This window comes from Pseudomonas sp. R4-34-07, assembly GCF_003852375.1.
Taxonomy (GTDB): Bacteria; Pseudomonadota; Gammaproteobacteria; order Pseudomonadales; family Pseudomonadaceae; genus Aquipseudomonas.
This window is the reverse complement of record NZ_CP027760.1, coordinates 560,853-585,129: the sequence shown is the minus strand read 5'-3', so window position 1 is coordinate 585,129 and position 24,277 is coordinate 560,853. Positions and strand designations below refer to the sequence as shown.

Sequence of the window (24,277 nt, the reverse complement as noted above, 5' to 3'; positions counted from 1 at the left end):
CGTGCAATGGGCGCCATCCTAACGCGCCCATGCAGGTCGGCGCAGCCCCTTTCCGGTTGCCGGGATAGACGGCGGGCGTCAAACTCACTCTAATCAGTCTAGTGGCGAACTGGCGGCCCTGTTGGCAGTCCAAGCGCTACTCTTTTCGCTTTCCATCGATTTACGAAGGACACACATGTCGCTTTTAAAAATCGCCTCCGTGGCTTGCATTGCCTTGACCCTGGGTGCCTGCCAGAGCCTGTTCCAACCCAGCCAGCTCAAGCCGCTGGACGTTACCACCGACAAATCGGAGCAAACCAAACCCGGCTGCGGCAGCCCTGACTGCCCGCTGGTGAACATCGATACCGTGCATTTCCCCGCCGACCCGCAACTCGACAGCCTGGTGGAGCAGCGTTTGCTGCAAATGACCCGCACCAGCCCCGGCGCCAGCGTACCGGCAACCCTGAATGCCTACCGGGACAAGTTCCTGCGCGAATCCCCCGACCGCCACAGCATGTATTTGCAAGCCAAGGTACGCGAGCAGCATGACGCCCTGGTGATCGTCGAAGTGTCCAGCTACCTGGACACCGGCGTGGCCCACGGTGAGCCTGGCCGCGGGTTCATCAACTATTCACGTGTGCTGCATAAAGAGCTGGGCCTGGCCGACATGCTGTTGCCCGGCCAGGAGCAGGCCTTCTGGAATACGGCAAAAGTTGCCCATAACAGCTGGTTGATCAACACCAAGATGGACCGCGATCCGGAGTTCGTGAAGAACTGGCCGTTCCAGAAAACCCCGAACGTGGCCTTGACCAGTGGCGGCGTGGTGCTCAAGTACAACGTGAGCACCATCGCCCCTTATGCACAGGGGTTGATCGAAATCACCATCCCCTATGCGCGCCTTACCGGTGTGATCAAGCCTGAGCTGATGCCCGCGCGCCACTGACCGCCCGCCCCAGGATGAACTGCAGCAGCCCCGCCAGCAGCAATGCCGGCAGGGTTGCGCCGATATCCGGATAGAGGTTGGCCAGCACATGATAGGTAGCGATGCCGCCCAGCCAGGCCACCAGCGCCGGCCAGTGCAGCAGGGTCACCGCGCCCTGGCGCCGATGGCGCAGGATGAAGTGATCCACCAGTACCACGCCGAACAGTGGCGCAAATACTGAACCGATCAGCAACAGGAAGTTCTGGTATTGCGCCAAGGGCGCAAAGCAGGCGATCAGGGTGCAGAGCACACCGATAGCCAACGCCAGGTGCTCGACCTTCAAGCGCAGCAGAATAGCGCTCGACACCGCCGCCGAGTGAATATCGGCAAACGCGTTTTCCGACTCGTCCAGCAGGATCAGCAACAGCGGAATACCCAGGCCGGCGCCGGCCAGGGCCAGCAGCAATGCATTGACCTCACCGCTTGGCGCAAATGCCAGGGTGTAGGCCACCCCCAGGCTCATCAGCCAGAAATTACCCACAAAGAACCCCAGCGCAGTGCCGCCGAACACGCTTTTGGCGCGCTTGCCGAAGCGTGAGTAGTCGGCAATCAACGGCAGCCAGGACAGCGGCATGGCGATGGCAATGTCGAAGCCCACCGCAAACGGCATCGAGCCATCACCGGCCTGGGCCCACAGGGCAGCGAGGTCGGCCTTGGCGAACAGGTTCCAGGTCAGCCACAGGCAGGCCGCAAGCAGCAGCCAGATACCCCATTTGCGCAGGATCTGGCGCACGAAGGTCAGCGGGCCGCTCACCGCCAGCAAGGTGGCAAGGCCGCCGAAGAACAGCGTCCACAGCAAGGGGCTCGCCAGCAGGCTGCCTTCGCTGAACGCTCTTGTGCCCAGCAGACTGGCGGCATCGCGCATCACGATGATTTCGAACGAGCCCCAGCCAATCAATTGCAACAGGTTCAACAGCGCCGGCAGGCTGGCGCCCTTGGCACCGAGGCTGAGCTTGAGTGCGGCCATGGCGGACAAGCCGGTGTCGCTGCCGATCACACCGACGGATGCCAGCAACAGCACGCCCACCAGGGTGCCAAGGAAGATGGCCAACAATGAGCCGGACAAACCCAGGCCAGGCGCCAACAGCGCGCCGGTTTGCAGGACCATCAGGCCGATGCCGAGGGAGAACCACAGGGAGAACAGGTCGCGGGCGCCGAAGACGCGCTTGTCGGTGGGCACCGCGATGTCGGGGGAGTAGGTACTCGGTTGAATGTTCAAGAGGGGTATCTCTGAGGGGCTGATCGTTCCCACGCTCTGCGTGGGAATGCCGCTTTGGACGCTCTGCGTCCGCCTTTGTGACGCGAGCGTCACGGGATGCATTCCCACGCGGAGCGTGGGAACGATCATGGGTTTCAGACTTTTTTGTACAGCTGACTGCCTTCCTGCTTGAACCGCTCCGCCTGCTCCGCCAGGCCCTTGGCCACGTCCACATCCACCGCTTCAATGCGCTGGTTAGCCGCGTACTCACGCACTTCCTGGGTAATTTTCATCGAGCAGAATTTCGGCCCGCACATCGAGCAGAAATGCGCGACCTTGGCCGAATCCTTCGGCAGGGTTTCGTCGTGATAGGAACGCGCGGTGTCCGGGTCCAGGCCGAGGTTGAACTGGTCTTCCCAGCGAAACTCGAAGCGTGCCTTGCTCAGCGCGTTGTCGCGTATCTGCGCACCCGGATGGCCCTTGGCAAGGTCGGCAGCATGCGCCGCGATCTTGTAGGTAATGATGCCGGTCTTCACGTCATCCTTGTTCGGCAAGCCCAGGTGCTCCTTGGGCGTGACGTAGCAGAGCATGGCGCAGCCGAACCAGCCGATCATCGCCGCGCCGATACCGGAGGTGATGTGGTCATAGCCTGGCGCAATATCGGTGGTCAGCGGCCCGAGGGTGTAGAACGGCGCTTCGTCGCAGCACTCCAGCTGCTTGTCCATGTTTTCCTTGATCAACTGCATCGGCACGTGGCCCGGGCCTTCGATCATGGTTTGCACGTCGTGCTTCCAGGCGATCTTGGTCAGCTCGCCAAGGGTTTCCAGTTCACCGAATTGCGCGGCGTCGTTGGCGTCGGCGATCGAGCCAGGGCGCAGGCCGTCGCCGAGGGAGAAGCTGACGTCATAGGCCTTCATGATTTCGCAGATCTCATCGAAATGCGTGTAGGTGAAGTTCTCTTTGTGGTGGGCGAGGCACCACTTGGCCATGATCGAGCCGCCACGGGAAACAATGCCGGTGACGCGCTTGGCGGTCAGCGGGACATAGCGCAACAACACGCCGGCGTGGATGGTGAAGTAGTCGACGCCCTGCTCGGCCTGTTCGATCAAGGTGTCACGGAACAGCTCCCAGGTCAGGTCTTCGGCGGCGCCGCCGACTTTTTCCAGGGCCTGGTAGATCGGCACAGTACCGATCGGCACCGGCGAGTTGCGGATGATCCACTCGCGGGTTTCGTGGATGTGCTTGCCGGTGGACAGGTCCATCACCGTGTCCGAACCCCAGCGAATACCCCAGGTCAGTTTCGCCACTTCTTCTTCAATGGACGAGCCCAGCGCGCTGTTGCCGATGTTGCCGTTGATCTTCACCAGGAAGTTACGGCCGATGATCATCGGTTCCAATTCGGTGTGGTTGATGTTGGCCGGGATGATCGCGCGACCACGGGCGATTTCTTCGCGCACAAATTCAGGGGTGATGATCTTCGGTACGCTGGCGCCGAAGCTGTGACCGGCGTGCTGCTGGTCAAGCAAGCCACTGGCACGGGCTTCTTCAAGCTTCATGTTTTCGCGGATGGCAACGTATTCCATCTCGGCGGTGATGATGCCCTTGCGCGCGTAGTGCATCTGCGTGACGTTAGCCCCGGCCTTGGCGCGGCGCGGGTTCTTTACATGGGCGAAACGCAGGGCGGTCAACTCGGCATCGCTCAGGCGCTGTTGACCGAAGTGCGAACTCAGGCCCGACAGGCGCTCGGTGTCGCCGCGAGATTCGATCCAGGGCGAGCGCACATCGCCCAAGCCTTTGCGCACGTCGATGATCACGTTGGGGTCGGTGTACGGACCGGAGGTGTCGTAGACCACCACGGGCGCGTTGATTTCGCCGCCGAAATCGGTGGGCGTCACATCCAGGCTGACTTCGCGCATCGGCACACGAATGTCCGGGCGAGTGCCTTGTACGTAGATTTTCTGCGAGCGGGTAAACGGCTGCACGGAGCCTGCGTCGACCTTGGCCGATTCACTCAGGTGCACGGTGTTTTTCAGTTTTGTACTTTTTATTTCTGTGCTCATCACGGGCTCTCCAACTCTCCAGGCGGTGGATGTTTGTCGGAGCGAACCTGTGACGGACGGAGGCACTGGAACCAGTGCTGTGCTTGGCGCGCGAGGGCTGTTCGATTGTCGAACAACTTCCCGGACGAAGCACAAGAGGACTCGCCGGGTGACGAGAAATCTTGTTCCCTACGCAGGCGCTAACCTGATCAGGTTCAACGGGATCCGGTATTTACCGATCTCAGCCTTCCAACAAGGCACCCCGACAAGAACGCGGCCAGTCTAGACCATGGCGTGGGCAAATTGCCAATGGCGCTGCATTGGGCATGACAAATGGCGTGATTGCAGGATTGTTGTGCCGCGGTCCGGCCACTACACTCCGGAGCTGCCTCAAGGCTTGACGCTCCAGTTGGGTCACCGTAGCCTTGGCCAACAAATTATTATCGTAATATTTACTCAGGGATCGACTCATGCTGCGCAAACTTTCACTGGCAGTTGCCGTGTCTTGTGCGACCCACACAATGGTCTGGGCAGCTGAAGCGCCCTTGTCTGCCAGGACCGACCTGGTCAGCGTCTATCAGGAAGCGGTGGACAACAACGCTGATCTGGCCGCCGCACGCGCCCAGTACGGCGCGCAGAAAGAAGTAGTGCCCCAGGCTCGCGCCGGGTTGCTGCCGAACCTGACCGGCGGCGCTGATATCAACAACGTACGCACCCAGATCGACACGCCGGCCGCCACCGCCAATCGCGATGCGCACTCCTGGCGTGCAACCCTGAGCCAGCCGCTGTTCCGTGCCGACCGCTGGTTCCAGTTGCAAGCCGCCGAAGCCACCAACGAACAGGCGGCGCTGCAGCTCTCGGCGACCGAACAGAACCTGATCCTGCAGAGCGCCGAAAGCTACTTCGCCGTGCTGCGCGCCCAAGACAACCTGGCCTCGACCAAGGCCGAAGAAAATGCCTTCAAGCGTCAGTTGGACCAATCCAATGAACGCTTCGATGTGGGCCTGTCGGACAAGACCGACGTGCTGCAATCCCAGGCCAGCTATGACACGGCACGGGCCAACCGTATCCTCGCCCAGCGCCAGGTGGAAGACGCTTTCGAGGCGCTGATCACCCTGACCAATCGCCAATACAATTCGATCCAGGGCATTGTCCACACGCTGCCGGTGTTGCCACCGCTGCCGAACGACGCCAAGGCCTGGGTCGAAACCGCCGGCCGCCAGAACCTGAACCTGCTGGCCAGCAACTATGCCGTCACCGCCGCCGAGGAAACCCTCAAGCAGCGCAAGGCCGGCCACGCGCCGACCCTGGACGCGGTGGCGCAGTACGAAAAAGGCGATAACGATGCCCTGGGTTTCAGCAACCCGAATGCGTTCGGCACGCCCTATCGCGGTGACGTCGAACAGCGCACCATCGGCCTGCGCCTGAACATCCCGATCTACAGCGGCGGGCTGACCAGTTCCCAGGTCCGTGAGTCCTACTCGCGCCTGGGCCAGACCGAGCAGCAACGCGAAGGCCTGCGCCGCCAGGTCGTGGAAAACACCCGCAACCTGCACCGCGCGGTGAACACCGACGTGGAGCAGGTACAGGCGCGCCGCCAGTCGATCATCTCCAACCAGAGCGCGGTGGAAGCCACGGAAATCGGCTATCAGGTGGGCACGCGCAATATCGTCGACGTGCTCGACGCCCAGCGCCAGCTCTACGCGTCGGTGCGCAACTACAACAATAGCCGCTACGACTACATCCTCGACAACCTGCGCTTGAAGCAGGCTGCGGGCACGTTGAATCCAGGGGATCTGCAGGACCTGACGCGCTACCTCAAGGCCGACTACAACCCGGACAAGGACTTCCTGCCACCGGACCTGGCCAAAGCCGCCGCCGAGCAACTGAAGGCCCGCCCAGGTTCTTGATAACACTGCAAAACCAATGTGGGAGGGGGCTTGCTCCCGATGAGGGAGTGTCAGTCAAGACAACTTGAACTGACAGACCGCTATCGGGAGCAAGCCCCCTCCCACAGTTGGTTCAGTGTTGAGTCAGTGATTTATCAGTCTACCCAGCCCATCCAGCAAGCGCTTAAGCGCGCCCTGGTTAGCCTGCATCACCTTCAATCCCGCCTGCGCCATCCTGCGCGCATCCTGTGGCAACTCGAACAGCTGCCGCACCGCCTCGGCCAAGCCTTCTGCATCATCCACCTCACGCAACGCCCCGGCGTTGCGCATCATCGCGGTGATTTCCAGGAAGTTGAACAGGTGCGGCCCCATGATCACCGGCTTGCCCAGCGCGGCCGGCTCCAGCGGGTTGTGCCCACCGGTCGGGACCAGGCTGCCGCCGACAAAGGCGCTGTCGGCCAAGGCGTAGAGAAACAGCAACTCGCCCATGGTGTCGCCGAGCAACACTGAGGTGTTTGCGGTGACCGGCTCGCCACTGGAACGACGTACCGTGGCAAAGCCCTGCTGCACGCAACGCTCAAAGGCCGGGTCAAAGCGTTCCTGGTGACGCGGTACCAGGATCAGCAAGGCGTTGGGATAGCTGGCGAGCAATTGGCGATGGGCCGCAAGCACGACTTCATCTTCACCTTCGTGGGTGCTGGCGGCGATCCACACCGGCCGCTCGCCGGCACCCCATTGTTCGCGCAGGGCGGCGGCGCGGGCCGGCAGTTGCGGGTCGACGGTCAGGTCGAACTTGATCGAGCCGGTGACTTCAACGGTTTCAGGACGCGCGCCGAGGCTGCGAAAGCGTTCGGCCTCGGTCTCGGTCTGCACCGCAATCAAGTTCATTTGCGCCAGCATCGGCGCGGTCAGCCTGGCAAACCGGGCGTAGCCCTTGGCCGAGCGCGCCGACAACCGCGCATTGGCCAGCGCCACCGGAATACCGCGCTGGGCGCAGGCGTGAATATGGTTAGGCCACAACTCGGTCTCCATGATCACCGCGAGCCTGGGCTGTACCCGGTCGAGGAAACGCTTGGCGGCGCAGGGCAAGTCGTACGGCAGATAACAATGTTGAATGCGCGGCTCATTGGCGAACAGCGCCTGGATGCGCTCGGAACCGGTGGGCGTCATGCAGGTGACGGTCATCGGCAACTGCGGATAACGCTCCAGCAGGGCGCGGATCATCGGCGCGGCGGCAATGCTTTCGCCCACCGACACCGCATGCACCCAGATGCCGCCGGGCTGCATCACCGGCAAGCCATAGGAAAACCGCTCGCCCACGCGCTTGGCATAGGCCGGCGCCTTGCGCGCGCGCAACCATAGACGTAAAGCCACCAACGGCAGCGCCAGGTAAAACAGACAGCTGTAGAGAGTTCTATTCATGGCGGCGGAGTTTATCGGCTTTTTCAGTCGATCGCCTGCAGACACTCGGCAAAACGTTCCGCCAAAAAACGCGCGGCGGGCCCAAGGTGCTCATCGCGGCGCCACACCAGTTCAACCACCAGCGCCGGCGGGGTCCATTCGCTGTCCAGTTCAACCATCTGTTGCTGGTAGGTCGGGTATTGCACGATATGCCGTGGCAACCACGCCCAACCAAGGCCGCTCATCAGCCATTCGGCCAATACGTAGAAGCTGTCGGCCCGCCACACCAGCGGGCTGGCGGCTTCACTGCCGGGGTAGACGCTGGTCTGGGTCGACATCAGCAACTGGCGAAACTGCGCCAGTCGTTGGCAATCCACGTACTTTTCCTTGGCCAATGGGTGATTCACTCCGCACACCGTGACCATTTCCACACTGCCCACCACCCGCCGTTCGAGGGCTTCGGGGATCTGGTCGTGGTAGAACAACAGGCCCAGGTCGGCCTGGCGTTCCACCAGCTTGCGCGCCACATCGCCCTGAGCGGCGCTGGACAACTGCACTTCAAGCAACGGATAGCGCACGGCCAGCGCTTCCAGGCTGTCGAGCACCGGCTGGAACAACATCGCCTCGTCCTGGGCCAGGCGCAGGCACGCTTCCTCGCCACGGGTCAACGACAATGCCCGCCCCGTCAGGCGCTCGCACTGGCGCAGCACTTCCCGCGCCTCCTCCAGCAGCACACTGCCGCCTTCGGTCAGGCGCGGCTGGCGGCCGCTGCTACGCTCGAACAGGCTGACGCCGAGATCTGCCTCCAGCATCGCAATAGCGTTGCTGATGGCCGATTGCGCCTTGCGTTGCCCGCGCGCTACGGCAGAGAACGAACGCTGCTCGGCTACGCTGACAAACAGGCGCATCTGTTCCAGATCCCACTGCACGCTCATGGCTGAACCTATCTTGAATTCGGATAGGTAATGACTTTACCCCATCTGTTGAACCTCTAGAATGCCGACCTTATCAAACGAGCTTCACCTTGAGGAACGCACCATGAACGCCGCCTACTGTTACCTGGCCATCGCCATCTGTTCGGAAGTGATCGCAACCGTTTCCATGAAAGCCATCAAGGGCTGGAGCACGCCGATTCCGCTGTTGCTGGTGATCGTCGGTTACGGCGTGGCGTTCTGGATGCTCACGCTGGTGGTGCGCACGGTGCCGGTGGGCGTGGCGTACGCGGTATGGGCCGGGATGGGCATCGTGATGGTCAGCGTTGCAGCGCTGTTCATCTACGGGCAGAAGCTGGACATCCCGGCCATGCTGGGGATGGGGCTGATTGTGCTGGGCGTGGTGGTGATTCAGCTGTTCTCGAAAACCGCCGGTCACTGACCGCCACTCAACAGCCTGTATACTGCGCCTCTTGTCTTGAACATTGAGGTCGCCGATGCCATCCGTTATTTCCACCGACGTTCTGATTGTCGGCGCCGGGGTTGCCGGCCTCTGGCTCAATGCGCGCCTGCGCCGCCAGGGGTTTTCCACGGTGCTGGTGGAAAGCGCGACCCTGGGTGGCGGGCAAAGCGTGAAGTCTCAGGGGATCATCCACGGCGGCGCGAAATACGCCCTGCACGGCGCCCTTACCGGCGCCTCCGAAGCGATTGCCGACATGCCGCGCCGCTGGCGTGAAGCCCTGGCCGGCACTGGCGAGCTGGACCTGTCCGGCGTGCGCCTGCTTTCTGAAGCCCACTACCTGTGGTCCCCCGGCACCCTCGCCGGTAATCTCACCAGCTTTTTCGCCAGCAAGGCCGTGCGTGGTCGCGTCGATCAGGTCAAGGGCGACGAACTGCCCCCGGCGCTGCAAGATCGCCGCTTCAAGGGCAGGGTCTATCGCCTGGCGGAATTGGTAGTGGACGTGCCAAGCCTGATTGAACGCCTGGCGCATCTGGCCGGTGACGGTTTGCTCGCAGGCCGGCAGATCGAACCGCTGCTCGACGGCGACACGCTGGTCGGCTTGACGGTTGATGGCCGCGACATCCGCGCCCAGCGCGTCGTACTGAGCGCCGGCGCCGGCACGGCGGAGCTGCTGGCGGCCCTGGGCTTGAGCCAGCCGGCGATGCAGACCCGCCCGCTGCACATGATCATCGCCAAAGGCCCGGGCCTCAAGCCGTTGTATGCCCACTGCCTGGGCGGCGGCACCAAGCCGCGCCTGACCGTGACCACCCACCCGGCCGCCGACGGTCGCTGGGTGTGGTACATCGGTGGCGATATCGCCGAGGCCGACGGCGTGGCGCGCACGCCGCAAGAGCAGATCGCTACCGCCCAGAAAGAACTTGCCCAGTTGTTGCCGTGGATCGACATGAGCCAGACCCAGTGGGCCACCCTGCGCGTCAACCGCGCCGAGCCACTGCAATCGGGCCTGACCCGTCCCGACAATGCCTTCGTGGCCGAACAGGGTCGCCTGTTGGTGGGGTGGCCGACCAAGCTGGCCCTGGCACCGGACTTCGCCGACCGCGTGATCAACAGCCTGGAACGCGATGGCATCCGCCCAAGCGCCAGCGCTCCCCTGCCCGAGCTGCCAAAGCCGGCTATCGGCCAACCCGCCTGGGAGCAACTGTTGCCATGAGCCTGCCAACCCTGCACGACCTGCATCGCCCCCTGGGCAGCACCGGCTTGCTGGTGTCGCCTTTGGGCCTGGGCACCGTCAAGCTGGGCCGTGACCAAGGGGTGAAATACCCCAGCGGCTTCAAGATTCCGGATGACGACGAGGCGCGGATGTTGCTGCGCCAGGCGCGCCAGCTGGGCATCAACCTGATCGACACCGCGCCCGCCTACGGCCGCAGCGAAGAGCGTCTCGGGCCTCTGCTGCGCGGCCAGCGCAAGGATTGGGTGATCGTCAGCAAGGTCGGTGAGGAATTCGAAGCGGGTGTATCCCGCCACGATTTCAGCGCTGCCCATACGCGGATGTCGATCGAGCGCAGCCTGAAAAGACTTGAAACGGATTTTATCGACCTGGTGCTGGTGCACTCCGACGGCAACGACTTGCATATCCTCAATGATTGCGAGGTGTACCAGACCCTGGCGGCGCTGAAAAAAGAGGGCAAAATTCGCGGTTTCGGCTTCTCCGGCAAGACCGTTGAAGGCGGCGTGAAGGCGCTGGAACAGGGTGATTGCGCAATGGTCACTTACAATTTGAACGAACAAGCTGAAAAAGCCGTCATTGAATACGCGGCGGCCCATGGCAAGGGCATCCTGGTGAAAAAAGCCCTGGCCAGCGGCCACGTGTGCCTGGAGCCTGGAATGGATCCAATTCAGGCCAGTTTCATGTTGTTGTTTGCGCAAACGGGTGTCGCCAGTGCTATTGTCGGGACCATTAATCCGCTGCACCTGGCCCATAACGTGGCAACCGCTGCCCGAGTCATCCGTCAACTCTGATGCCGCCCACGCGGCCGACCCCGTCGCAAAAAGGAGCCGACATGCCGCGTACGCTCATAAGAAAGAACCCCAGCAACTTCAAGACACTGCCGCTGCACGTAGAAGCCACACCCGAAGGCCTGAGCTACCAGAGCGTCGGCATGCCGCTCAACTTCGCCCAGACCCTGCAACGGCGCAAGCCGGTCGAGGTGCCGGACGCCGAACGCTTCACTCTGGAGCTGGCGAACCTCGGCGTCTCGGTGCGCCTGACGCTGCACTGGCAAAACAAGGATTACTGGGTACTGGTGCGCCAGCGGCGCCAGGATCGCGGCGATGTGGTGCTCAAGCTGATATCCGGCTACGTCCCGGCCCATGAACTGAACCTGCCGCTGCATACCGCCATCCAGGAAATTGCCGAAGAGTGCTTGCTGGAAACTCCGGAAGGCTGGCTCGGCGGGCGCTTCAACGACACGTGGCTGCCGGCGCCCTACTCCGCCGCGCTGCATTACCGTGAAGCCCTGCCGTTTCGCCTGAGCCCGCTGTCCGGCGCCGCGCGCCCGGTGCGCTGTGCGACCACCCAGTTGATCGAGCGCCCACGGGCCTATGTGCACCTGCCGACGGCGTCACTGCAGCTGATTTACGATCTGCGCCTGGAAGTGCCGAAGGAGGCCAAGTCACTGAGCCTGTTTCATGTGGATGAGCGCCTGGAAGGTGATCAACTGGTGGCGCGCCTGGATCGACAACGTCCGGATCTGTACTTGATGCCGCTCAAAGACGGCGAGCCGCTGGCCGAGCTGTACACCGTCAAGAAAGATCAGCTATACCCGGCGAGCACGCGTGGTTTGTATCTGGCCGAAAGCTTCGCCCAGCAGGACGGCTGGCTGGTGCGTGATGAGCGGATTCGCTGGAAGGACTGGCTGCGCCAGCAAGGCCTGGCAGAGCCGGAAAAAGAGTCGAAGCTCAAGCGCTTGACCGGCAAGGCGCAGCAGATGCTGCGCAAGATCGTGCCGAAGAAAACCAGCCGCTAGGCGCGAGCCCAGCGGCCACAGGCTTTATTCGTTATTGCGGATTTTCTCGACGATCGCGGTGGTCGAGCTGTTTTCCACCAGCCCCAGCACTTTGACCGTGCCGCCGTAGGCACTGACGATGTCCGCACCCACTACCTGGTCGACGGAATAGTCACCGCCCTTGACCAGCACGTCCGGCTTGACCTGCGCCAACAAGTTTTCCGGGGTGCCTTCAGAAAAACTGATCACCCAGTCCACCGCACCCAAACCCGCCAGTACCGCCATGCGCCGGTCGACGCTATTGATCGGGCGCCCAGGGCCTTTCAAGCGACTGACGGACGCGTCATCGTTGACCGCGACGATCAGGCGATCGCCCTGGGCGCTCGCTTGCTCAAGATAAGTCACATGGCCGGCGTGCAGGATGTCGAAGCAACCGTTGGTGAAGACAATGCTTTCGTTGTGGGCGCGAGCGTCGTCAATCGCCAACAGCAATTGCTCGAGCCCCAGCACCCCGCGTTCCGAGCCTTCGGAGCGCTGGATGGCGCGACGCAACTCGGGTGCGCTGATGGCAGCGGTGCCCAGCTTGCCAACCACGATGCCCGCTGCCAGGTTGGCCAGGGCCACGGCGTGGGGCAGCTCCTCACCGGCGGCGATGGACGCGGCCAGGGTGGAAATCACCGTGTCACCGGCGCCGGTGACGTCGAACACTTCTCGCGCACGCGCCGGCAGGTGCATCGCCGGATGGCCTGGACGCAGCAGGGTCATGCCGTGCTCGCCACGGGTCACCAGCAGGGCGCCGAGCTCAAGATCGGCCATCAGCGCCGCGCCCTTGCTCACCAGCTCGTGCTCATCGGCGCAACCACCGACGACGGCTTCGAACTCGCTGAGGTTTGGCGTGATCAGGCTGGCGCCGCGATAAATCGAGAAGTCCTTGCCCTTGGGATCGGCCAGCACCGGAATGTTGCGGGCCTTGGCGGCCTGGATCAGCACCTGGTGGTTCTTCAAGGCGCCTTTGCCGTAGTCGGACAACACCAGCACCTTGATGCCTTCGAGCAACTCCTCTACCTGGCTATTGAGGGCCAGGGCGTCGGTGGCGAAGGGTTCTTCAAAATCGATGCGCAGCAATTGCTGGTGACGGCTCATGACTCGCAGCTTGACGATGGTCGGCTGATGAGCGATGCGCTGGAACAACGCGCGCACGCCCGCCCCGCGCAGGCTATTGGCCAGGCTGTCGGCCGCTTCGTCGTCACCGGTCACACCCACCAGGGAGGCCGGGGCGCCAAGCGCGGCAATATTGAGGGCAACGTTGGCAGCGCCACCCGGACGGTCTTCGATTTGCTCGACCTTGACGACCGGTACCGGCGCCTCAGGGGAAATCCGTGAGGTACCACCATGCCAGTAACGGTCGAGCATGACATCGCCGACCACCAAGACAGGGGCTTGATTGAATCGCGGCATGGACAACTTCATGGAGCAACCCACATACAAAATGAACAGGGGCGCGATATTAGCACAGGGTTTGCGCTGGCTTGCGCCCAGCGCAGGGCAAATGTAGGAGGGGGCTTGCCCCCGATGACGGTGGGTCAGCTGGCATATGTGCAGGCTGACACTTCGCTATCGGGGGCAAGCCCCCTCCCACAGTAGATGTGTGCATATTTCAGATCAGGTGATATCGGCGGGTACCGGCGCATCCAGGCCCATGGCATGCAGACGGGCGTAATAGCCGTTCTGCGCCAACAATTCGCCGTGGGTGCCGCGTTCGACGATGCGACCGTCGTCCATTACCAGGATCAGGTCAGCCTTTTCAATGGTGGACAAGCGGTGTGCGATCACCAGCGTCGTGCGGCCCTGCATGACCTTGTCCAGCGCGGCCTGGATATGCCGCTCGGACTCGGTGTCGAGGGCCGAGGTGGCCTCGTCGAGAATCAACACAGGCGCATTCTTGAGCAGGGCGCGGGCGATCGCCAGGCGCTGGCGTTGGCCGCCGGACAACAGCACGCCGTTCTCGCCGACCTGGGTATCGAAGCCCTTGGGCAACTGGTCGATGAAGTCCCTGGCGTTGGCATCCGCCGCCGCCGCCTCGACGTCTTCGCGTGGCGCGCCGGCCAGGTCACCGTAGGCGATATTGTTGGTCACGGTGTCGCTGAACAGGGTCACGTGCTGGGTCACTTGGGCGATGTGCTTGCGCAGGTTGAGCAGCTTGTAGTCTTCGATCTCGATGCCATCGAGCAGGATTTCACCGCTCTCGTGGTGATAGAACCGCGGGATCAGGCTGGCCAGGGTCGACTTGCCACTGCCCGAGCGCCCCACCAGGGCGATCATCTGCCCAGGTTCGGCGGTAAAGCTGATGTCCTTGAGCACATGGCGCTCGGTGCCCGGGTAGGTGAAGTTCAGGTTGCGCACTTCCAGGCGGCCGCTGACTTTTTCACGCTCAAGGATGCCGTGATCGACCTCCACCTCTTCGTCCAGCTGTTCGAAAATGCTTTCGGCACCAGCCACGCCTTTCTGAATAGTCGAGCTGACTTCCGACAGTTGGCGGATCGGTTTGGGCAACAAACCGGCCAAGGTGATATAGGCCACCATGTCACCGGCCGACGCATCGCCTCGCAGGTACAGCACCAGGAACATCAGCACCGCCATCGCGGAGTAGATCACCAGTTGCAGCGCCGGCGTGTAGATCGCCCCGGTGCGGGTCATGCGCAATTGCTTGTTGGTGTTGCTCTGGCTGGCCTTGAAGAATCTTTTTTCCTCGTAGACCTCGCCGCCGAAGCTGCGCACCACGCGGTAGCCCTGGATGGTTTCCGAGGCGACGTGGGTGACGTCACCCATGGCCACCTGGATCTTCTTGCTCTGCTTGCGGAATTTCTTGCTGGCCGTGCTGACCATGACCGCAATCAACGGCAGGATGGCGATCATCACCAGCGTCAGGCGCCAGTTCATGAACAGCAGCGAGGCGAACAGGAATATCACTGTCATGCCTTCGCGGATCACCACCTTGATGGCATCGGTTGCCGCCCCCGTGACCATGGTCACGTTGAAGGTGATGCGGGAAATCAGGTGGCCGGAGTTATGGTTGTCGAAGTAACGGTTTGGCAGCGTCAGCAGGTTGTTGAACAACTGCACGCGCAAATCGTGGACCAGCCCCAGGGAGACCTTGGCCAACAGGTAGTTGCCCAGGAACGAACCCAGGCCTTGCCAGGCCGCGATCAGAATGATCAGCAGCGGCACCGCCTGCAGCAGCTGCAGGTCGCGCAGGAAAGGCACCGTCGGGAACAGCACGGCTTCGGGGTTGGACAGGCCGTCGACGAAGTATTTGAGGATGTAACCCAGCATCGGCTGGGTCGACGCGAAAATCAGAAATCCAAGGATACTCAACGCGAACAAGCCCATATAAGGCTTAACGTAACTGAGCAGGCGGAAGTATATTTTCAAGCTCGAAGGGCTTGCGCTCGGACTGGAGTCGGTCATATCACGCGGCGTTTTGAAAAAGGAGGCTGACTTTAGCACAGCTTCTCTGTTGTACTTGCACCCGGCGTAACCCGCAGCCCGGTTGGATCAGACGGGCGACATTACATAGCCACTACCTTAAGATGGTCGGCTTTCTCTTTCTGGAATGGCTTTATCGTATGCACTCAAAGCGCCTTATCTATGGCTCAAATCGCGTTTTCGACTTCCTGGTCCTGTGGATTTTGCCTGTTGGCTTGCTGTTGCTCTTGAGTGCGCTGTTCTTCGTCGGCAACCGTAACGTACTGCACCGGGTTTTCTACATCCTGTTCAGCGTGCCCACCTTGTTGCTGTTGTGCATGCGTCCCCGGGAACTCAAGGACCTGTTGCGCGAACCTATCGCCTTGGCGTTCCTGGCGTTCTGCGCCTGGGCCTTGACCAGCCTGCTCTGGAGCCCCGAGCACAGCACCGATACCGATTTTTTCAAACGCCCGTTGAACACCTTCATGCTGTTTGGCGGCTGCGCGCTGCTGCTGCATTACCGCAACGAGTTGCTCAAGCCGATTTTCTTCGGTGCCGCAGTGATTGCACTGGTGGTGTGCCTGGCCAACCTGATGGCGTTCGCCAAGGGCTACCAACCTGGCATGCGCATGATCGGCGGCCTTGGCGCCCTCGACAATCCGCTGCTCAGCTCTCACCTGTTCGGCTTTTTCACGGTGTATTGGCTGTACGTGTGCATGACGACCCAGCGCCTGAAAGTGTTGTGGTTCAGCGTGCCGGCCCTGGCGATCATGACTATGGCGGTGCTGGCAACCGGCTCACGTACCCCGTTGGTGGCGTTGATGCTGGCGATTGGGTGGATGGCTTTAATCAGCCGCAATCGTCGTTCGGTGCTGCTTATCGCCGGTACGGTGGTGGGAGCGGCTGTGCTGGTAGTGTTCTATCCCGAATGGATTATTTCGCGCGGCAGCTCGTTCCGCCTGGAGCTGTGGAGCATGTCGCTGCAGCTTATCGCCGAGCGTCCCTGGATCGGCCATAGCTATAATTCCGAGCTGTACCTGACATTGGCAGACGGCTACCAACTGCGCGAACCCCACAGCTTTGCCCTTGGCGTGCTCTATTACGTCGGCATCATCGGCTTCATCCCCTGGATATTCATGCTCGGCTGGGCCCTGTACAAGAGCCTGCAGCAACGCGCGCAACCGCTGTTTATCCTGGCATCGTCGCTGCTGGCCTACGGCATCGGTGCCGGCCTGACCGAAGGCGGTGGCATCCTGTCGCGCCCCAAGGAGCATTGGTTCCTGCTGTGGATCCCGCTGGCAATCATTGCCGGCCTGAGCGTCGCCCAGCGCCACCGCAGCCTGCTGCGCATGCCTGTGCAATCGATCAAGCCCCAGGCATTCGACCAGCTGTGCAGCAATGCCCATGTAATCGAAGCCGATGGCCTCGGGCCAAAAGTCCTGCGCCTGGAAGATGGCAGCTTCCTCAAGCTGTTCCGCCCACGCCGCTGGTACACCTCCGGTAGCTTCAACCCGTATTCCGAGCGCTTTGCCAGCAACAGCGAGCAATTGCGCACCCTGGGCATCCCCGCACCGCACATTCTCGGGCTCTACTCCCTGCCCGATGCCAGCAGCGCCGTGGCCTACACGCCCCTGCCCGGCCTGACCCTGCGCCAGGCCCTGCAAAGCCTGGACAGCAGCCTGCGCGAATCGCTGGTCGAGCGTTTTGGTCGGTTCATGGCGCAATTGCATGAGCGCGGCGTGTACTTCCGTTCGCTGCACCTGGGCAACGTGTTGCTGATGGACGACGGTGAGTTCGGCCTGATTGACGTCGCCGACCTGCGCATCTACCCGTCGCCCCTGCGCTACGCATTGCGCCAGCGTAATTTGCGCCACATGCAACGCTATCCGCAGGACCGCAACTGGCTGTTCGAAACGCACTTCGAGCAACTGGTGAAGGGCTACGCAACCGTTGCGAGCCCAACGGCCACTGCGAAAATTCGCGAGCAGGTACAGAGCCTGGCCCGTCCGGGAGACAAGCCCCTGTAGGAGCGAGCTTGCTCGCGAAGAACGCCAAGACGACGCGGGGCGCCAGGATGCCCGCGTCATCGTTAACGTTCTTCGCGAGCAAGCTCGCTCCTACAGGGGTCGCGCCGTTTCAGCTTTTCAGCGGTGCCAAGTAGAGCCGCACCAACCCGCGCAAGGTTTTGCGGCCCCAGAACTTCAGGGGAATCTGCTTGAGAATCTCGCGCGCCAACGGCCGGTCGCGCTGGGCGGTCTTTAAGAACATCGAGTTCAGGAAGTTGTAGCGCACCGCGTCATAGGCCGGGTGGTCGCTGAACTTGGCGTAGGTCTTGAGGATGTTCTGGATCATGTAGCGGTGGTTCTTGTAGGTGTTGCTGCCGTGCTGTCGATACTGCGCCATCACCACGTCAAGGGCGTCGATGGTGTAGCCCGCCGCCGTGATCTTCAATTGGATCAGCAGGTCCTCGAGGGGAATCTGCGGGTCGAAACCGCCGACCTCCTCGAGCACGTCCCGACGAATCAGCATGGTGGGCGCCGGTGGGAACGGCTTGCGGTCCATGAACATGTCGTCAAAATCGAGACTGCGAAACGGCACATCGCGACGTTGCTTCTTCTCCGGGTGCAGGTTGCCATCGCCATCGATCAGCTCGATGTTGCCGGCGCACATGCCCACCTTCGGCTTGCCCTCCATATACGCCACCTGAGTGGCGATACGGTCCGGCAGCATGATGTCATCCGAACCGAACGGTGCGATCAGGCTGCCCTTGGCGCGAGCGATCGCGCCGTTGAGGGTGGCGCTGAGGCCCTGGTTCTGTTGCACCTGGAAATCAAAACCGTGCTCGGCCTGCAAGCGCCGGATGCGTTCGACGCTGTCATCCTTGGAACCATCGTCGACCACCAACAACTCGATATGGGGGTAGGTCTGCCCCAACACGCTGAGGATGCTCTGCTCGATGTACCGGGCATGGTTATAGGAAGCAATGATCACCGAGACCAGGGGTTGCTGCTGATTCATGCTCTACCTACTTCACGCAAACCGGTTTCAATCAGGGTCAGGTACTTGTGCTTGAACTCGTCGAGGGTGTGGTTGGCTTCCAGATAGCGGAACACCTCTTCACCCTTGGCGCGCAGCTGCTCATCGCTCAGCGCCAGATAGGTATCCAGCGCCTCGGCCAATTGCTCGACATTGCCAGGGTCATGGGACAAGCCGCCCGCGCCCTGCACCAGGGGCAGCATCGCAGGGCCGTTGGACGCGATCACCGGCAAGTGGCCGCTCATGCCTTCCAGCAGCGCAAGGCCCAGGCCTTCGAACAGCGATGGCATGGTCCAGATGTCGAAGCCGCGCACGTACTTCATGCCGTCTTCGCGAAAGCCCAGCAAATGCGCACGGCCCGTCAAGCCCAGGCGCTCGATGTCGGCGCGCAGATCGGCTTCGGCACGCCCGGAACCAATGATGCCCACCTGCGCCTCAGGGTATTTGTCCTTGAGGGTGGCAAAGGCTTGCAGCAAATGGGTGTGGCCCTTGATCGGCACCAGGCGGCCGAGGGCGCCGATCATGCGCGCGTCCATCGGCAGGCCCAGGGCTTGGCGGGCGTCCTCGCGGGACAGTTGCAAAGCTTCTGCCTGGGGAATATCGATCGCGTTGGTCACATAGGTGGTGTTCTCGCGGGTGAACCCGCAGTTGAGGTCCACCAGGTAGTCCTTCACCGCCTCCGACACACCGACGAACCGCCAGGCCGGGCTGACCCAACGCCGGGTCTGGCGCCGGCGATAGCCACGGGCATACTCGCCGAAACCGTGGGAGATGCCGATGCACAACGGGATCTTCAGCCAACGGTTGAGCGACAGCATCATGTTCACCGATTTGAAGCGGTTACAGATGACCACGTCGAATTTCTGCCCGCGGCAATACTTGTAGATCTGCCACATGGCGCCAAAGCGGATGCCCTTGAGGGACTTCTCCGGCAACTCGAAATAGTGGGAGTGCTCGGCCACGCTCAAGGGCTGGCCTGGCTGCGGACGCCCACTGAGAAAACCGGAGGTCACCTCGAAACGCTCAACCGGCAGGGATTTGACGATCTGCTCACCCAGGTCGGCGAAATCATGGGTCTTGACGTTGTAGTCCGGCTGTAACTGCAAAACCTTGAAACGCGGCTTCATAACTCTCCATGCAGCGATCTGGCTACGGGCGCACGGCCCGGTAAAAAACAGCGACAGGCCCATGCCGGCCTGCCTTCGATAGGGTCTCAGTCCTGCTTAAGGACCCACAACAGCTCGTGACGACGCACGGCCTTGCGAAAGAATTCGTTCTCGCCATAAGGCGATGGACTACGGCCCGCCAGCACCTGCTGCAACCACTTGCGCACGCGACGCTTGAACGGCGCTCGCGGCTGCAGATCATGCATCATGCCTAGCGCCATGGCCTTGTCCTGCTGCTGGCGCAAGGTCAGGGTGAAACTGCACGGGACCAGCGCTACGGCGGCATCGAAATGCGGCGGCAGCGCCACCCCGGCCCCGGAATCGCCCATCGGCCAGCGGTCGTTATCATGCAGGTGATTGGCGTAGCCGAGCAATGTGTCGGGCTGCCACGCCAGGCCCTGCAACGCTTCAAGCACCGCCGCATGAGCGCAGATATGGTCGGCGTGCGGGTCGAGCAACGGCGTGGGCAACACGATCACCTGAGGCTGCGCCTTGAGCAGCAGTGCGCGCAGGTCGGCGATCAGGTTGTGCCAGGTCGGCGCGCCGTCCACATCCCCGGGCAAAGCAAAGCTATTGAATTGACGGAACAGTCGCGTATCGGCCAAGTCGGCTTCGCGCGAGGCCTGAGGCTGATCCGGCGCGGCCTGCATGGCCTGCAATTGCATGCAGAAATAACCCAGTTGCACGCACTGCGCCTCGGGCACACCGGCCCAACGCGGCACGGCAACGCTGTCCCAGGCGCGCAGGCGGCCTTTGAGCCGCGCCGCCTCAGCCTTGGGCAAACCCATGTGCTGGTAATGCTCGGCTTCGATTTCGCCGGCGGTCAGGGTCACGATCCAGCTTTGTGTCGCCTGGCTGTAAAGGCTGAACGCGGCCAGCTCGGCATCGTCGGCGTGGGGGGCGATCACCATTACGCGTTGCTGGCGGTAGTCGGGTTGGCGAAAACGCCATAGCGTCGGCTGGCCCTCGATCCGGCAAAAACGTCCGCGCAAGACGATATTGCCCGCCGCAAGTGCTTCAGTGGCGCCGGTCAGGTTGAGATAACGCCGCCCGGCGACACCCCGTTCGAAGACTTGCCGGTCCGGTGTTTCCAGGCCCAGCACGTCCAACGCCGGGTCGAGGAAGCGCCCTAGCCATGAGCTTTTCAACTCAACCCCAACGATCAGGGTTTCATCGGCCGCCAACGGCGCTTCCAGCAATAGCCGTCCTGCCTCCAGACGCAAACCGGGCTGTTCGCTGCCGGCCGGGAAGGCGTACTCATAAGGGTCTTTTGGCGAGTAGAACAGGTGGTCGGCAAACCAGGCTTCATGGGCCGCCCACAGCAGCACCGCGAGGATCGGCGGCAGCCACCAGGCCACCAGCACACCGGTCGCGATCAGCACCAGCAAGCCGATTAACAGCGCAATGCGCTTGTTGCGCCGATGGCGATTGAGCAACTGCTGTTTGCGGCTCATACGCTGAACACCGGCACCGGGTTGCACCAGCGCTCCTTGTATTCGCGGTCGGCGCGCCCGAAGGAAAAGCGCAGCGACTTGTCGGCCGCCCGCGCCTGCTCCCAGGCACTTTGGGTATTAAGGAAACTCAACACGCTGCCGGGGCTGAACGCGCGAGTTTCAGGGTCGACACCGCCGTTGACGTATTCGGCGCTGAACCATTCGCGGGACTGCACCTGATACACCAACTGCACAGCGATTGCGGCGTCGTTGAGAAACAGCACCGAGCCGAACAGAAACTCCTTGAGCAGCTCCAGCACCTCGGCCAAGCGCGCCGCGCCGGCCGCCGGGAAACCCCAGCGGCGCTGGAACAGGTCGCAATAAATCGCCGCCAGTTCCACGCTGGAAAACTCGTTGACCGCCCGCACCACGCCACCCGCTTCTTCCAGCAAACGCAACTCACGCCGCTGGTTGTAGCGAAACTTTTTCGAGAGTTCTTCAGGGGTGCGCGCCATGGCCAATTGCTCGGCCTGGGGCTTGAGGGTACTGATGCGCCCTTCGTTCAGCGCTGACAGGTAACGCCCACGGTGGCGCAACGGTACCTGCGCATCGGCGGCAATCGGCAGGATGAGCTCGGCATTGCCCAGGTCAAACAGGCCCTTCCTTCCGGTGCGCTTGAGTACGTCCTTGGACAGGGCCAGGTCGCGCCCCCAGGTGGCAATCGCCCCCTTGAGTTCGCCGTCCTGCTCCCAACCCAGGTAGCGCACCGGAAGCTGGGCCAGGCCGGCCAAGCGTTCGATGACCTGCGGATGGGTCGCCACACTGCCGCCGTAACGCTGCCAGGCCTGGGCGTAAACCTCGGCCTCGACAGGCGTCCAGCCACGTTCACGCCAGCCCCGCAAGCGGTTCAGCATTTAAACCACGGCGTCATAGGGGTCCACGCCATCCTTGACCACCAGGATGTCTTCCATGATCAGGTACTGCAGGTCGGAGCCGAAGAACATGTTCAGCGCGTCGGTCGGCGAGCAGATCATCGCTTCACCCCGGCGGTTGAGCGAAGTGTTCAGGGACACGCCGTTGCCGGTCAGGACTTCCAGCTCCTTCATCATGTCGTAGTAGCGCGGGTTGTATTCGCGCTTGAGCACCTGGGCACGGGAGGTACCGTCTTCATGCACCACCTCCGGCACGCGGGTTTTCCATTCTTCCGAGACTTCAAAGGTGAAGGTCATGAACGGCGCCGGATGATCGACCTTGATCATCTGCGGGGCCACGGTGTCGAGCATCGACGGGCAGAAAGGCCTCCAGCGCTCGCGGAACTTGATCTGGTGGTTGATACGGTCGGCCACGCCGGTGGCGCTGGGGCAACCGATGATCGAGCGACCGCCCAGGGCACGCGGGCCGAACTCCATGCGGCCCTGGAACCAGGCCACCGGGTTGCCATCGACCATGATTTTGGCGATACGCTTGGGCATGTTTTCGATCTTGCGCCAGTTCGGCTTGCTCGCGTGCTTGGCGCACGCCGCGATGACGTCTTCGTTGCTATAGGACGGGCCGAGATAGACGTGCTCCATCTTCTCCACCGGCACACCACGGGCGTGGGAGACATAGGCGGCCGCGCCCACGGCAGTGCCGGCATCGCCGGACGCCGGCTGCACAAACAGCTCTTTGACGTCATCGCGGGCAATGATTTTCTGGTTCAGCTTCACGTTCAGCGCACAGCCGCCGGCAAAGGCCAGCTTGCCGGTGTCCTTGAGGATGTCGCCCAGGTAATGGTCGATCATCTGCAAGGCCAGTTTCTCGAACAGTGCCTGCATGCTGGCCGCGTAGTGGATGTACGGCTCGTCGGCAATATCGCCTTCGCGCTTGGGCCCCAGCCACTCGATCAGTTTTGGCGAGAAGTAGAACCCCTTGCCCTTCTCTTTATAGCGACGCAGGCCGATCACGTTGGCGTAATCGGTGTTGATCACCAACTCGCCATTTTCAAAGGAGGCCAGGCGCGAGAAATCGTATTTGCTGGCATCGCCATAAGGCGCCATGCCCATGACCTTGAACTCACCGTCGAGCATCTCGAAACCGAGGAACTCGGTGATCGCGCCATAGAGGCCGCCCAGGGAGTCCGGATCGTAGAATTCCTTGATCTTGTGGATCTTGCCGTTTTCGCCGTAACCAAAGAACGTGGTGGCGTATTCACCTTTGCCATCGATGCCCAGGATCGCGGTTTTTTCCTGGAAGCCGGAGCAGTGGTAGGCACTGGAGGCGTGGGCCAGGTGGTGTTCAACCGGTTCGATCTTGATTTTCTTCGGATCAAAACCCAGTTGCTCCAGGCACCAGACGATCTTGTTGCGATAGCGCTTGTAGCGGCGGTTGCCCATCAGGATCGCGTCGAGGGCGCGGTCCGGGGCGTACCAGTAACGCTTGGCATAGTGCCAGCGCGCTTCGCCGAACAAGCTGATCGGAGCGAACGGAATAGCCACCACGTCAACGTCGGAAGGCTTGATGCCCGCTTGCTCCAGGCAGAACTTCGCCGACTCGTAGGGCATGCGGTTCTTTGCATGTTTGTCGCGTACGAAGCGCTCTTCTTCGGCGGCCGCGATCAGCTTGCCATCGATATACAGGGCTGCGGAAGGATCATGGCTAAGGGCGCCGGACAGGCCAAGAATCGTCAATGCCACTGGGGTCTAGCCTCTTTTAGTCTGCATGCAGGCGGGTCGCGCCTGAAAAAAGTGTGCCTCCCGCACGGGCGGGAAACAGCTAAAGGGCGGGATTATAGCTTAAAAGCACTAGGAAGCTGTTAGCGCCAAGGGCTAGCGAAGCTCAAGGTTACCGTCGGCGTTTTGCCGGTAGAGGGTATAGGGCAGGACGAACGTATCCAGCACTCCGGAGAGGGGCACATCGAGAATGGCCCACGGAATACCGTTCAGCGAGAGTCCGCCTGCGGAATTGGGCGGCCCGTGCAGGACACACAGGTCATACGCCACGCCGCTGTAGATGCGTGAAACAGACTGACAATAGGTTTTCTTGCCCCTGAGATCGCGAACAGTGACGTCATCACCTCGCAGCACAGTGGTCGCGGTACCGCAGCCGCCCAGCAGCAAAGATATTCCCAGCAGCACCGATAACCGCACGATAAGCATCCACATATTTGCTTCTTCTTTCTTATTGAGAGGACCGAAAATCTAGCACCCTAGAGCCCGCCGACTCAGGTTTCCATAGCCGCTGCATGGTGTAGGAAACCTCTCATTCGGCCCAACGGCAAGGAACTCGGCAATTCCCAGGCTGAATCGTTAAA

At 61.9% G+C, this 24,277-nt stretch carries 19 protein-coding genes and 1 riboswitch; of the genes, 7 read left to right on the top strand and 12 right to left on the bottom strand.

Going from position 1 to position 24,277, the window contains the following annotated elements:
* Window positions 1-175 precede the first annotated feature (175 nt).
* On the top strand, window positions 176-922 hold the full coding sequence (locus tag C4J85_RS02445; RefSeq protein ID WP_124360996.1) for an RsiV family protein: 747 nt from the start codon (window positions 176-178) through the stop codon (window positions 920-922).
* Here C4J85_RS02445 and cytX read toward each other — a convergent pair.
* On the bottom strand, window positions 891-2,180 hold the full coding sequence (cytX, locus tag C4J85_RS02440) for a putative hydroxymethylpyrimidine transporter CytX (RefSeq protein ID WP_124408919.1): 1,290 nt from the start codon (window positions 2,178-2,180) through the stop codon (window positions 891-893). The genes C4J85_RS02445 and cytX overlap by 32 nt on opposite strands.
* Before the next feature lie 134 nt (window positions 2,181-2,314).
* The gene (gene thiC, locus C4J85_RS02435) at window positions 2,315-4,219 is read right to left on the bottom strand and encodes a phosphomethylpyrimidine synthase ThiC (protein WP_124408918.1); all 1,905 of its coding nucleotides are present in this window, start codon (window positions 4,217-4,219) and stop codon (window positions 2,315-2,317) included.
* 148 nt (window positions 4,220-4,367) lie between these two features.
* Window positions 4,368-4,473, bottom strand: a riboswitch (TPP riboswitch).
* Between the two features lie 195 nt (window positions 4,474-4,668).
* On the opposite strand from thiC, the gene C4J85_RS02430 reads away from it, so the two are divergent.
* On the top strand, window positions 4,669-6,108 hold the full coding sequence (locus tag C4J85_RS02430) for a TolC family outer membrane protein (RefSeq protein WP_124360993.1): 1,440 nt from the start codon (window positions 4,669-4,671) through the stop codon (window positions 6,106-6,108).
* A gap of 123 nt (window positions 6,109-6,231) precedes the next feature.
* On the opposite strand, the gene waaA is transcribed toward C4J85_RS02430, so the two are convergent.
* Window positions 6,232-7,509, bottom strand: a complete 1,278-nt coding sequence (gene waaA, locus C4J85_RS02425) for a lipid IV(A) 3-deoxy-D-manno-octulosonic acid transferase (RefSeq protein WP_124408917.1) — start codon at window positions 7,507-7,509, stop codon at window positions 6,232-6,234.
* 23 nt (window positions 7,510-7,532) lie between these two features.
* Complete coding sequence (locus C4J85_RS02420) at window positions 7,533-8,423, bottom strand: LysR family transcriptional regulator (protein WP_124408916.1); 891 nt, start codon at window positions 8,421-8,423, stop codon at window positions 7,533-7,535.
* Between the two features lie 103 nt (window positions 8,424-8,526).
* On the opposite strand from C4J85_RS02420, the gene C4J85_RS02415 reads away from it, so the two are divergent.
* From C4J85_RS02415 to C4J85_RS02400, 4 genes are read left to right on the top strand one after another with little or no spacing between them, the layout of a single operon-like run.
* Window positions 8,527-8,862 (top strand): multidrug efflux SMR transporter, encoded by a 336-nt coding sequence (locus C4J85_RS02415; protein ID WP_124369364.1) that lies wholly within the window; start codon window positions 8,527-8,529, stop codon window positions 8,860-8,862.
* Window positions 8,863-8,917: 55 nt separating this feature from the next.
* Window positions 8,918-10,093: an FAD-binding oxidoreductase gene (locus tag C4J85_RS02410; RefSeq protein ID WP_124408915.1), complete on the top strand. Its 1,176-nt coding sequence runs from the start codon at window positions 8,918-8,920 to the stop codon at window positions 10,091-10,093.
* On the top strand, window positions 10,090-10,902 hold the full coding sequence (locus tag C4J85_RS02405; protein WP_124365598.1) for an aldo/keto reductase: 813 nt from the start codon (window positions 10,090-10,092) through the stop codon (window positions 10,900-10,902). The genes C4J85_RS02410 and C4J85_RS02405 overlap by 4 nt, the downstream gene beginning before the upstream one ends.
* 41 nt (window positions 10,903-10,943) lie before the next feature.
* Window positions 10,944-11,909, top strand: coding sequence for a metal ABC transporter ATPase (locus C4J85_RS02400; RefSeq protein WP_124408914.1), 966 nt, complete (start codon window positions 10,944-10,946; stop codon window positions 11,907-11,909).
* A gap of 24 nt (window positions 11,910-11,933) precedes the next feature.
* On the opposite strand, the gene hldE is transcribed toward C4J85_RS02400, so the two are convergent.
* Complete coding sequence (hldE, locus tag C4J85_RS02395; protein ID WP_124369361.1) at window positions 11,934-13,358, bottom strand: bifunctional D-glycero-beta-D-manno-heptose-7-phosphate kinase/D-glycero-beta-D-manno-heptose 1-phosphate adenylyltransferase HldE; 1,425 nt, start codon at window positions 13,356-13,358, stop codon at window positions 11,934-11,936.
* A 192-nt stretch (window positions 13,359-13,550) separates the two neighbouring features.
* Complete coding sequence (gene msbA, locus C4J85_RS02390; RefSeq protein ID WP_124408913.1) at window positions 13,551-15,356, bottom strand: lipid A export permease/ATP-binding protein MsbA; 1,806 nt, start codon at window positions 15,354-15,356, stop codon at window positions 13,551-13,553.
* A 158-nt stretch (window positions 15,357-15,514) separates the two neighbouring features.
* Between msbA and C4J85_RS02385 the strand changes: the two genes are divergently transcribed.
* Window positions 15,515-17,380: a bifunctional O-antigen ligase/aminoglycoside phosphotransferase family protein gene (locus C4J85_RS02385; protein WP_124408912.1), complete on the top strand. Its 1,866-nt coding sequence runs from the start codon at window positions 15,515-15,517 to the stop codon at window positions 17,378-17,380.
* A 109-nt stretch (window positions 17,381-17,489) separates the two neighbouring features.
* Here C4J85_RS02385 and C4J85_RS02380 read toward each other — a convergent pair whose 3' ends face one another.
* From C4J85_RS02380 to C4J85_RS02355, 6 genes are all read right to left on the bottom strand, one after another.
* Window positions 17,490-18,371, bottom strand: coding sequence for a glycosyltransferase (locus C4J85_RS02380; RefSeq protein ID WP_124365593.1), 882 nt, complete (start codon window positions 18,369-18,371; stop codon window positions 17,490-17,492).
* Window positions 18,368-19,516: a glycosyltransferase family 4 protein gene (locus tag C4J85_RS02375; protein ID WP_124408911.1), complete on the bottom strand. Its 1,149-nt coding sequence runs from the start codon at window positions 19,514-19,516 to the stop codon at window positions 18,368-18,370. The genes C4J85_RS02380 and C4J85_RS02375 overlap by 4 nt, the downstream gene beginning before the upstream one ends.
* Window positions 19,517-19,602: 86 nt before the next feature.
* Window positions 19,603-21,009, bottom strand: a complete 1,407-nt coding sequence (locus tag C4J85_RS02370) for a PIG-L deacetylase family protein (protein ID WP_124408910.1) — start codon at window positions 21,007-21,009, stop codon at window positions 19,603-19,605.
* Complete coding sequence (locus C4J85_RS02365; protein WP_124365590.1) at window positions 21,006-21,902, bottom strand: GNAT family N-acetyltransferase; 897 nt, start codon at window positions 21,900-21,902, stop codon at window positions 21,006-21,008. Before C4J85_RS02365 ends, C4J85_RS02370 begins: the two co-directional genes overlap by 4 nt.
* On the bottom strand, window positions 21,903-23,660 hold the full coding sequence (locus tag C4J85_RS02360; protein ID WP_124365589.1) for a carbamoyltransferase: 1,758 nt from the start codon (window positions 23,658-23,660) through the stop codon (window positions 21,903-21,905). It abuts the gene before it with no gap.
* 132 nt (window positions 23,661-23,792) lie between these two features.
* Window positions 23,793-24,122, bottom strand: a complete 330-nt coding sequence (locus C4J85_RS02355; protein WP_372240628.1) for a YceK/YidQ family lipoprotein — start codon at window positions 24,120-24,122, stop codon at window positions 23,793-23,795.
* Window positions 24,123-24,277: the final 155 nt, after the last annotated feature.